The 10,896-nt window shown below is 71.3% G+C and carries 8 protein-coding genes; 2 read left to right on the top strand and 6 right to left on the bottom strand.

Going from position 1 to position 10,896, the window contains the following annotated elements:
* Positions 1–108: 108 nt before the first annotated feature.
* Complete coding sequence (gene uvrA, locus ACWDNY_RS30335) at positions 109–3,138, bottom strand: excinuclease ABC subunit UvrA (protein WP_451649021.1); 3,030 nt, start codon at positions 3,136–3,138, stop codon at positions 109–111.
* A gap of 224 nt (positions 3,139–3,362) precedes the next feature.
* On the opposite strand from uvrA, the gene ACWDNY_RS30330 reads away from it, so the two are divergent.
* Positions 3,363–4,049 (top strand): maleylpyruvate isomerase family mycothiol-dependent enzyme, encoded by a 687-nt coding sequence (locus ACWDNY_RS30330; RefSeq protein WP_451649020.1) that lies wholly within the window; start codon positions 3,363–3,365, stop codon positions 4,047–4,049.
* A 10-nt stretch (positions 4,050–4,059) separates the two neighbouring features.
* Complete coding sequence (locus ACWDNY_RS30325; protein ID WP_451649019.1) at positions 4,060–4,716, top strand: MBL fold metallo-hydrolase; 657 nt, start codon at positions 4,060–4,062, stop codon at positions 4,714–4,716.
* A 26-nt stretch (positions 4,717–4,742) separates the two neighbouring features.
* Here the strand turns inward: ACWDNY_RS30325 and aroQ are convergent, their stop codons facing one another.
* From aroQ to ACWDNY_RS30300, 5 genes are all read right to left on the bottom strand, one after another.
* The gene (aroQ, locus tag ACWDNY_RS30320; protein ID WP_451649018.1) at positions 4,743–5,216 is read right to left on the bottom strand and encodes a type II 3-dehydroquinate dehydratase; all 474 of its coding nucleotides are present in this window, start codon (positions 5,214–5,216) and stop codon (positions 4,743–4,745) included.
* 209 nt (positions 5,217–5,425) lie between these two features.
* Entirely contained in the window at positions 5,426–6,526 is a 1,101-nt protein-coding gene (locus ACWDNY_RS30315; protein ID WP_451649017.1) for a calcium:proton antiporter, read from the bottom strand.
* A gap of 147 nt (positions 6,527–6,673) precedes the next feature.
* On the bottom strand, positions 6,674–7,684 hold the full coding sequence (locus ACWDNY_RS30310; RefSeq protein WP_451649016.1) for a TerC family protein: 1,011 nt from the start codon (positions 7,682–7,684) through the stop codon (positions 6,674–6,676).
* A 295-nt stretch (positions 7,685–7,979) separates the two neighbouring features.
* Positions 7,980–10,043: a TerD family protein gene (locus tag ACWDNY_RS30305; protein WP_451649015.1), complete on the bottom strand. Its 2,064-nt coding sequence runs from the start codon at positions 10,041–10,043 to the stop codon at positions 7,980–7,982.
* 49 nt (positions 10,044–10,092) lie between these two features.
* Positions 10,093–10,671, bottom strand: coding sequence for a TerD family protein (locus ACWDNY_RS30300; RefSeq protein ID WP_451649014.1), 579 nt, complete (start codon positions 10,669–10,671; stop codon positions 10,093–10,095).
* Positions 10,672–10,896: the final 225 nt, after the last annotated feature.

The raw sequence follows: 10,896 nt of genomic DNA, 5'->3' as shown, positions 1-10,896 counted from the left end.
CAGTGGGGGCGCACGGCACACTGACGCACACCCAGTCCCACCGGCCACCCGGCCGGCGTCGCCGCGGGTCGATTCCCGCGGGGGCGCCGCGCTTCCTGCGTCTTCGTCTCAGGCCTTGCGGGCCCGCGCCGTCTTCTGGGCGGGCACCGTCTTCTTGCCGGTCCCGGCGGCCTTCTTGGCCGCGGCGGAGCCGGCCGTCCTGGCCGTCGCCGTCCTCTTCGCCGTCGCGGCGGCCGCCACCGCCTTCTTGGCGGCGGCCCTGCCCGGCGCCCGGACCGGCTCGGCGTCGCTGATCCGGTCGGCATCGAGCACCTCGCGCAGGAACTTGCCGGTGTGGCTGGCCGGTACCGCGGCCACCTGCTCAGGCGTGCCCTCGGCGACGACCAGGCCGCCGCCGGCGCCGCCCTCGGGTCCCATGTCGACGAGCCAGTCGGCCGTCTTGATCACGTCGAGGTTGTGCTCGATGACGATGACCGTGTTGCCCTTGTCGACCAGACCGGACAGGACCTTCAGCAGCTTGCTGATGTCCTCGAAGTGCAGACCGGTCGTCGGCTCGTCCAGGACGTAGACCGTGCGGCCGGTGGAGCGGCGCTGCAGCTCGCTGGCGAGCTTCACACGCTGCGCCTCACCACCGGAGAGGGTCGTCGCCGACTGGCCGAGCCGGACGTAGCCGAGGCCGACGTCGTTCAGGGTCCGCAGGTGACGGGAGATGCCGGGCACCGCGTCGAAGAAGTCCATGGCCTCCTCGATCGGCATGTTCAGCACGTCGGCGATGGACTTGCCCTTGTAGTGGACCTCCAGGGTCTCCCGGTTGTACCGGGCGCCGTGGCAGACCTCGCACGGGACGTACACGTCCGGGAGGAAGTTCATCTCGATCTTGATCGTGCCGTCGCCCGCGCAGTTCTCGCAGCGGCCGCCCTTGACGTTGAAGGAGAAGCGCCCCGGCAGGTAGCCGCGGACCTTCGCCTCGGTCGTCTCGGCGAACAGCTTGCGGATGTGGTCGAAGACGCCGGTGTACGTCGCCGGGTTCGACCGCGGGGTGCGGCCGATGGGCGACTGGTCGACGTGCACGACCTTGTCCACGAGGTCGTCGCCGTCCACGCGCGTGTGCCGCCCCGGGACGTTGCGGGCGCCGTTCAGCTCCCGGGCCAGGTGCGTGTACAGGATGTCGTTGACGAGTGTCGACTTGCCGGAGCCGGACACGCCGGTGACGGCCGTGAACACGCCCAGCGGGAACGAGACGTCGATGTCCTGGAGGTTGTTCTCACGGGCGCCGTGCACCGTGAGCTGCCGGGAAAGGTCGCGCGGGCGCCGGACGTCGGGCACCGGGATGGCCTTCTTGCCGGACAGGTACAGCCCGGTCTGCGACTCGGCGTTGGCGAGCAGCTCCTTCAGGGAGCCGCTGTGCACCACCTTGCCGCCGTGCTCGCCCGCGCCGGGACCGATGTCGACGATCCAGTCGGCCACCTTGATGGTGTCCTCGTCGTGCTCGACGACGATGAGCGTGTTGCCCATGTCGCGCAGCCGGACCAGGGTCTCGATCAGCCGGTGGTTGTCGCGCTGGTGCAGGCCGATGGACGGCTCGTCCAGGACGTACAGGACGCCGACGAGACCGGAGCCGATCTGGGTGGCCAGGCGGATGCGCTGGGCCTCGCCGCCGGAGAGTGTGCCGGCCGCACGGTTCAGCGAGAGGTAGTCCAGACCGACGTCGACGAGGAAGCGCAGCCGCTCGTTGACCTCCTTCAGGACCCGCTCGGCGATCTTCTTGTCGCGGGACGTGAGTTTCAGCTCGCCCAGGAACTCCGCGCAGTCGCTGATGGACATCGCGGAGATCTCCGCGATGGACCTGCCCATGATCGTCACCGCGAGGACGACCGGCTTCAGACGCGTGCCCTCGCAGCCCGGGCAGGGCACCTCGCGCATGTAGCCCTCGAAGCGCTCGCGGCTGGCGTCGCTCTCGGCCTCGCTGTGCCGGCGCTTGACGAAGGGGACGGCGCCCTCGAAGGGCGTGGTGTACCTGCGCTCGCGCCCGTAGCGGTTGCGGTAGCGGACCTCGACCTGGGTCTTGTGTCCGTACAGCAGGGCCTTCTTCGCGCGCTGCGGCAGGCCCGCGAAGGGGATGTCGGTGCGGAACCCGAGCGCGTCCGCCAGGGCACCGATCAGGCGGTCGAAGTAGTCCTTGGTGTGCCCGTGCGACCAGGGGTGGATGGCGCCCTCGTCGAGGGACTTCTCCTCGTCCGGGACGATCAGCTCGGGGTCGACCTCCATCCGCGTGCCGATGCCGGTGCACTCGGGACAGGCGCCGAAGGGCGAGTTGAAGGAGAAGGAGCGGGGCTCCAGCTCCTCGAAGGACAGGTCGTCGTAGGGGCAGTACAGGTGCTCGGAGTACATGCGCTCGCGCTCGGGGTCGTCCTCGGGAAGGTCGACGAAGTCGAGCACGACCATGCCGCCGGACAGCCCGAGGGCCGTCTCCACGGAGTCGGTGAGGCGGCGCTTGGCGGAGTCCTTCACCGTGAGGCGGTCGACGACCACCTCGATGGTGTGCTTCTCCTGCTTCTTCAGCGTGGGCGGCTGGGAGAGCTGGACGGTCTCGCCGTCCACCCGCGCGCGGCTGTAGCCCTTGGTCTGCAATTCGGCGAAGAGATCGACGAACTCACCCTTGCGCTCCCGCACCAGCGGGGACAGCACCTGGAAACGGCTGCCCTCCGGCAGCTCCAGGACCCGGTCGACGATGGCCTGCGGCGACTGGCGCGAGATCGGACGGCCGCACTCGGGACAGTGCGGCTTGCCGATGCGCGCGAAGAGCAGCCGCAGGTAGTCGTAGACCTCGGTGATGGTGCCGACCGTCGAACGGGGGTTGCGCGAGGTGGACTTCTGGTCGATGGAGACCGCCGGTGAGAGGCCCTCGATGAAGTCGACGTCCGGCTTGTCCATCTGGCCGAGGAACTGCCGGGCGTAGGAGGAGAGGGACTCCACGTAGCGCCGCTGGCCCTCCGCGAAGATCGTGTCGAAGGCCAGGGAGGACTTGCCCGACCCGGACAGGCCCGTGAAGACGATGAGCGAGTCCCGAGGCAGGTCGAGCGAGACATTCTTCAGGTTGTGCTCGCGCGCGCCACGGACGATGAGACGGTCGGCCACGCCGGTCCGCACCTTTCTTGAGAGAAGTGACAGGGGCGGGGCCCCAGTGCTTTCTCAGACTAGGGGGAGCCACTGACAACGCCGGTTCGGTTGCCCGGATGCATAACAACCCCTGGCTCTCCAGCATGCCCGACGCCGGGTACGACCTTATGGCACGCACATTCGATTTACGGGCGAGGTCGGCCACCTTCACCCGAACGTGTCACGCGGCTAGGGTCGCCCCCATGATTGATCACGCGCGCGACCTGGCCTCTGTACGAGAAGCGACCGATCGGCTCCTCACCGCAGTGGCTGAACTGGACAACGCGGCTGTGACCCACACGTCACGCCTTCCCGGCTGGAGCCGTGGTCATGTGCTCGCTCACGTCGCCCGCAACGCCGACGCTCTCGTGAACGTCCTCGAGGGGCGTGCCATGTACGTCAGCGCCGAGGCGCGCGACGCCGACATCGAGCGGGACGCCTCGCGCTCCCTCGGCGCGCAGTTCGACGACGTGCGCGAGAGCGCGGCCCGCTTCCAGCGGACGGCGGAGGCGCCCGCCGACTGGTCGCGCACCGTCGAGCTGCGCAACGGCGTCACCGACTCCGCGGCGCGGGTGCCGTTCCGGCGGTGGGTGGAGGTCGAACTGCACCATGTGGACCTGGGCATCGGGTACGAGCTGGAGGACCTGCCGGCCGAGTTCGTGGAGCGGGAGATCGACTTCCTCGTCGCGCGGTTCCGGGGAAACCCGGACGTGCCGGCCACCCGGCTGACGGACGGCGCGCGCGTCTGGAGCACTGGCCGGGACGCGGCCGGATCCCCGGTCACCGTCACGGGGGGCCGTGCGGACCTGCTGGGCTGGCTCGCCGGGCGCCGAGAGGGGGCCGCCCTGACGGTGGACGGCGGATCCCTCCCGCGACTTCCCGCGCTATAGGCTGACGGCCATGACGTACACCGGAGAGGTGCGGGTCGGCGGCCCGGCGGACGTGCACGAGCTGAGCGCCCTGATGATCACCAAGATGGCGGTCGGCCCCATGGACAACAACGTCTACCTGCTGCGCTGCCGGGCCACGGACGAGCAGTTGCTGATCGACGCCGCCAACGACGGCAGGACGCTGCTCGGCATGATCGGTGTCGACGGCATCGCCTCCGTCGTCACCACCCACCGGCACGCCGACCACTGGCAGGCACTGGCCGAGGTCGTCGCGGCGACCGGAGCGCGCACGTACGCGGGCCGCGAGGACGCCGAAGGCATCCCCGTGCCCACCGACGTCCTCGTCGACGACGGCGACACGATCCGGGTGGGGCGCGTGCAGCTCACCGCCCGCCATCTGGTCGGGCACACGCCGGGCTCCATCGCGCTGGTCTACGACGACCCGCACGGCCACCCGCACCTGTTCACGGGCGACTGCCTCTTCCCCGGGGGCGTCGGCAACACGCACAAGGACCCGAAGGCCTTCGCCAGCCTGATCCACGACATCGAGACGAAGATCTTCGACGTGCTCCCGGACGAGACGTGGGTCTATCCGGGGCACGGCAACGACACCACACTGGGCGCGGAGCGGCCCCACCTGCCGGAGTGGCACGCCCGCGGCTGGTGACCGCCCCGGTCGGCGGAACGGCCGGCTCACGCCTCCGTCAGCGCCGGCCCGGCCAGTGTCGCGACCCGCTCCACACCGAACACGTAGCCCTGTACACCGCAGCCGGCGATGACGCCGTCGGCGCGCAGGGAGACGTACGAATGGTGCCGGAACGCCTCGCGCTGGTGGATGTTGGAGATGTGCACCTCCAGCACCGGCATGCCGTCGCAGGTGTTGAGCGCGTCGAGGATCGCGACGGAGGTGTGCGAGTAGGCACCCGGGTTGATCACGATGCCGCAGTGGTTCAGCCGGGCCTCGTGGATCCAGTCGACCAGCTCCCCCTCGTGGTTCGACTGCCGGAAGTCCACCGTGCCGCCGTGCGCGGCCGCCGCCTTCACGCACAGTGCCTCGACGTCGGCGAGCGTGTCGGAGCCGTAGATCTCCGGCTGACGCCGGCCGAGCAGGTTCAGGTTGGGGCCGTTGAGAATCATGATCGGGGCGTTGGCCAGGGTGCGGGGCACGGTTCCTCCGGTCCGTCGGTGGTTGCGGCGGTGCGCTGACCACCGCTTCTCGGACCCGGTCTATCACGCTCCACCGACGACGGGTGCCCTCCTGCCGGGCACCCGGCACCCCGGTCCCGGTGGCGGCGGAGCCGGGTGAGGACGGGTGGCCGAGTGCGCGGGCGATCGTAACCGGGCCGGTGCCGTCGCGGGCGCGAACGGCCGGCGCGTCACGGGTTGACAGCCAGCTCCAGGTAGGCCGCGAAGATCACCAGGTGGACGCCGCCCTGGAGCGGTGTCGCCCGGCCCGGCACCACCGTCAGCGAGCTGACCACCACCGTCAGGGCCAGCAGCAGCATGTGCGTGGCACCGAGGCCCAGGAGCAGGGGCCCGGAAAGCCAGATGGACGCCAGGGCCACGGCCGGGATGGTCAGGCCGATGCTGGCCATCGCGGAACCGAGTGCGAGGTTGAGGCTGGTCTGCACCCGGTCCCGCCGGGCGGCGCGCAGCGCGGCGATGGTCTCCGGCAGCAGGACCAGCAGTGCGATGATCACGCCGACCACGGCGTGATGCAGCCCGGCGGCCGCCACCCCGGACTCGATGGTGGGCGAGACGCCCTTGGCCAGCCCCACCACGCCGATCAGGGCCAGACCCAGCAGTCCGATACTGGTCCACGCGGCACGGGCGGAGGGCACCTTGGCGTGTTCCTCCGTGGCGATCACCTCGCCGTGCCGGGTGATCGGCAGGAAGTAGTCGCGGTGCCGGACGGTCTGGGTCGTCACGAACAGGCCGTAGAGGACCAGCGAGGAGAGCGCGGCGAACGTGAGCTGCACACCGGAGAACTCCGGGCCCGGCTTGCTGGTGGTGAACGTCGGCAGCACCAGGCTGAGCGTCGCCAGCGTCGCCACGGTGGCGAGGGCGGCGCCGGTCCCCTCCGGGTTGAAGACGGCCGTACCGTGGCGCAGCGAGCCGACGAGGAGGCACAGACCGACCAGGCCGTTGAGGGTGATCATCACCGCCGCGAAGACCGTGTCCCTGGCCAGGGTGGCGCTCTTGTCGCCGCCGTCCACCATCAGGGTGACGATCAGCGCGACCTCGATGACCGTGACGGCGACGGCCAGGACCAGCGAGCCGAAGGGTTCGCCGACCCGGTGGGCGACCACCTCGGCGTGGTGCACGGCGGCCAGCACCGAACCCGCGAGGACCGCGGTCATCACCACGACGACCGCGACGGGCAGCTCGCGTCCCCACGTCAGAGCCAGCAGGACGACCGCGACCACCGGCGCGACGGTCGTCCACTGTGCAGTGAGCGTCCGGAGCCGAGTGATCATGCTGCGATCGTTGCAGACGTGCACAGGCTTCGCATTCCAGTCCAGGACTGACGTCACTCCCTGGGGGGCGTACGGATGCCGGTGGCCCCGCAACGTCTCGGCAGGGGACCTCGGGCGGGCCCGGCGGGTGGACCCGCCTGCCGGCGGTCAGGCGTCGACGCCGCCCTTCGCGCGGGCGCCGGTGCCGCCGGCGTGGTCCTCGGCGGCCTCGGCCACCGCCTGTTTCCTGGAGGCCCTCAGACTGGTGATCGTGGTGATGGCCAGTACGGCCACGATCACGCCGAGGGAGACCGGGATGCTGATCTCCGGGACGTGCACGCCGGACTCGTGCAGCGCGTGCAGCACGAGCTTCACCCCGATGAAGCCGAGGATGACCGACAGGCCGTAGGACAGGTGGACCAGCCTCTTCAGCAGGCCGCCGATCAGGAAGTAGAGCTGCCGCAGGCCCATCAGCGCGAACGCGTTGGCGGTGAAGACGATGTACGGGTCCTGCGTCAGGCCGAAGATCGCGGGGATGGAGTCCAGCGCGAAGAGCACGTCGGTGGTGCCGATCGCGAGCATCACGACCAGCATGGGGGTCATGACGCGCCGGCCGTTCTCCCGGATCCACAGCTTGGTGCCGTGGTAGCGGTCGGCCACACCGAAGCGGCGCTCCACGGCCTTGAGCAGCTTGTTCTCCTCGTAGTCCTCGTCCTTCTCCTCGGCGCGGGCCTCCTGGACGAGCTTCCAGGCGGTCCAGATGAGGAAGGCACCGAAGAGGTAGAAGATCCACGAGAAGTTCGCGATGATCGCGGCGCCCGCGGCGATGAAGACCGCGCGCAGCACCAGGGCCATCAGCACGCCGACGAGCAGCACCCGCTGCTGGTACCGCGACGGCACGGCGAACTTCGCCATGATCAGTACGAAGACGAAGAGGTTGTCGACGCTCAGCGACTTCTCGGTGATGAAGCCGGCGAAGAACTCACCGGCGGGCTGCCCGCCGCCGAGGACGAGCAGGCCGACTCCGAAGAGGCCGGCCAGGGCGATCCAGACGACGGTCCAGATGCCGGCTTCCTTGATCGACACGTCATGGGGCTTGCGCCCGATGAAGAAGTCGACCGTGACGAGGGCGGCGAGGCCCATGATGGTGAGGACCCACAGGGTCAGGGAAACGTCCACTGCGCCTCCGGCAGATGCGTAACGGCAAACGGGTCAGCGTCGTCGCTGCCGGAGGTCTCTTCCACCCGCGGGGCCCCGGTGCACGTCGGTCGCCGGGCTGTGCGGGCCGGCGCCCCGGGATCCCACCGGATCCGTATTGACGGGTGCGCCGCAGCCATCAGGGAGTACTCCCCTCCGTACGAAAAACGGTACCCAATCACCAAGGAAAGGTAAAGGGCACGGCAAAGAAAGTACCAAGTTGCCTGGTCGGAGGATGTCAGATCGGCTCGGGGTCGCGAGGGGAAGCGCTTCCCGGTCACCGGCTCCCGTCACGTCGGGCCGCCGCGACCCGGGTCAGCACCTGCTGGACGACCTGGCTGCCGGGCGGCACCAGCGGTGGTTCGTACGTCCAGGCGTGTCCCACCCAGGGGTCGGCGAGGTGGTCCTCGGGGACAGGGGTCAGTCGCAGCAGCGAACGCCACAGCGGGTCGAGCAACGGTCCGTAGGCGGCGGCGTCCTCGCGGTCCGCGACCATCATGAGGTGGACGCCCACGGCCGGTCCCTCGTCGGCCAGGTAGCGCAGCCGGGTCACGGCTCGGTCGTCGAAGCCGTGCGGGAAGTCATGGACGATCAGCAGCTGCTGGGACGTGTCGAAGCCCGGCGGCAACGCGTCGGGCACGCCCCCGCGCACGGCCATCTGGACCAGGTCGACCCGCTGGGTGAGCCGGCCCAGCGTCGCCGTGACACCCGCGGCGCCGATCGCGGGCGGCCCCGCGAGCGCACCCGCCTGCAGGAGCGGCACGAGCGCCTGCGCTCCCGAGCCGGCCGGGTCGATGACGTGCACGGCGAACTCGCCCGGTGGGTGGACGGCGAGCAGCCGGGCCGCGTGCGCCACGGCCGACTCCATCGCCAGACGGCGCAGCGTGTCCTCGTCGAGCAGGCCGCCGGCCGCCGCCGTCCGGCCGCTGTCGATCCACAGGCCCCGCTCCAGGGGCAGTCTGACCAGCAGCGGAATGCGCAAGGGCGCGCTCTCGGGCAGGCTGAGGTCGCCCAGGCGGACGGCCATCGGTGTCTGCGCCGGTACGCGGTAGCCGTGCCAGACCGGGCTGTCCCAGCCCGCGTACGCCGGCGGCAGCGCGGGTTCGACGACCCCGGACTCGGCGGTGAGCTGGGCGAGGTCACGGTCGAGGGCCGCTCTGGCCTGGTCCACGAGCCGGGCGTGCCTGGCCCGGGCCGCCTCGCGCGCCGCGTCCCCCTGCCCGCCGATCCGACTGCGCGGGTCGGAGAGCACCTGGTCGAGTTCCCTCTCCATGCGCGAGTCGGCGAAGTCGACAGCGCCGCGGTAGGCGGCCGTGGCGCGGGCCAGGTCTTCGAACATGCCCCAGACCTGGTTGTAGAGCCGCTCCTCCATGGACCAGCCGGTCGCGTCGCCCGCGACCGGCGGTGCGGGCTGTCCGGGCGGCGCCGGAGGCACGGCGGGCGGGGGCGGCGGCGGGGCCGCGGCCGGCCGGCGTGGGTGGGTGTAGTCGATCGGGCCGGCCTCCGGCGGCCGGGGCGCGACTGTGGGGACGGACGCGTCCTGGGCGTCCTGCCGAGGCGCGCCTCCGTCCGGGTGCGGCGTCTCGGGCGTCATGGCGGAGGCGGCATGCCCGTCCCGGGTGAACGGGCTGTCGCAGGGGGACGCCGGCTGCGGCGCCACAGGTCCGGGCAGGGCCGGTGAGACCGCCGGACGGCTGTGGTCCGTGCCGGACGGCGAGGCCTGCGCGGCCCGCGCGCGGCCGCCGTCGGCCGGACGCGGCGGCGAAAGCGCCGGCGAGTCGGCCGGGCCGAGGGCCACCGCGTCCTCGACGGTACCGGCGAGCCGGCGGGCCTCGGCCCGGGCCAGGCCCCGATCGGCGAGGAGGTCGGCGAGGCCGCCCGCGTACCCCTGGCCGACGGCGCGTACCTTCCAGGCTCCGTGCCTGCGGTAGAGCTCCAGGGCGATCACCGCCGACTCGGTGTCCAGGCCGGTAAGGGTGTAGCCGGCGAGTCCGGTGCCGTCCAGGCCGGTGACCGCGACGAACGGCGCGGCGACGGCGCCGAAACGGGCCGGACCCGGGCCGGACTCGGGCAGGACGAGCAGCACGTCGACGCGGTGCACGCCTTCCGGGACGGCGTCCAGGTCCACCGCGAGGCGGTGGTCCGCGGCCGCCTGCCGGGAGACCTCCAGCCCCGGCAGGACGGGGGCCGCGGGATGGGCCACCGACTCCGCGTCCCGCAGCCGGCCGTCGTCGCCGCCGAATGCGGCCGCCGCCACGACCGGCGTGCCGGCCGAGATCCGGATGTCGAGGCGGGCCTCGGACAGCGGGTGGTTCTGCCCCCGCACCAGCTCGGCCGTCATCGCCCTGGTCCCCCCGTGTCGTCGTGTCGGGTGCCGCTCGCCGGCCGTCCTACAGGTGCGGCAGGATCGCCGGCATCAGGTCCTGGAAGGTGCGGCCGTTGGCCGGGGTGCCCAGGGCCGTCATGGACCAGCCCGCGCCCGAACGGTGCACCTTCGCCATGACCTGCGCGGTGTAGTCGCCGCCGCCCGCGAGCGTGTAGCGGGCCAGTTCCTGGCCGTTGGTCTCGTCGACGAGGCGGCAGAAGGCGTTCTGCACCTCCTGGAACGTCTGGCCCGTGAAGGAGTTGACCGTGAAGACGATCTGGTCGATGTGCACCGGGACGCGCTCCAGGTCGACGAGGATGGCCTCGTCGTCACCGCCCTGCCCCGCGCCGCCGACGAGGTTGTCGCCGGTGTGGCGCACGGAGCCGTCGTCGCTCACGAGGTGGCGGAAGAACACGACGTCGACCGGCTGCTTGTCCGCGAACAGCACGGCAGAGGCGTCGAGGTCGATCTCGCGCGTGCGCGAGCCGAACAGGCCGCGGCGGGGCGCTGCCTGCCAGCCGAGACCCATGCGGACCGCGGTCAGGCTGCCCCCGTCGTTCTTCTGCAGACTGATGGCCTGACCCTTGGTCATGTTGACGGTCACGGCGTCTTCCCCTCTCGGACTGCTCCCCGGTTGCCGCGGCGTCCGCGGTTGACCAGAACCCTACGCAGGGGCACTGACAGGACCGCACCCCGGTTCGCGCTTTGTGTCGTTCTTGCAACACACCGCGTACCGGACACGTACCGGACGGCCCGGCCGGGCCGGATCTCCCGACCACACCCGGTCCGCGGGAACGTGCCGGCGAGCCTCCTCGACGTCCCCGGGCAC

It is taken from the genome of Streptomyces sp. NPDC003697 (assembly GCF_053587115.1).
The sequence above is the reverse complement of the archived record's forward strand: the minus strand, read 5'-3'. Positions and strand labels throughout refer to the sequence as shown.

Coding starts and splice junctions, on each gene's coding strand:
- ACWDNY_RS30325 (WP_451649019.1), top strand. CDS start 4,060: ATGACGTACACCGGAGAGGTGCGGGTCGGCGGCCCGGCGGACGTGCAC.
- ACWDNY_RS30305 (WP_451649015.1), bottom strand. CDS start 10,043: ATGACGGCCGAGCTGGTGCGGGGGCAGAACCACCCGCTGTCCGAGGCC.
- ACWDNY_RS30330 (WP_451649020.1), top strand. CDS start 3,363: ATGATTGATCACGCGCGCGACCTGGCCTCTGTACGAGAAGCGACCGAT.
- ACWDNY_RS30315 (WP_451649017.1), bottom strand. CDS start 6,526: ATGATCACTCGGCTCCGGACGCTCACTGCACAGTGGACGACCGTCGCG.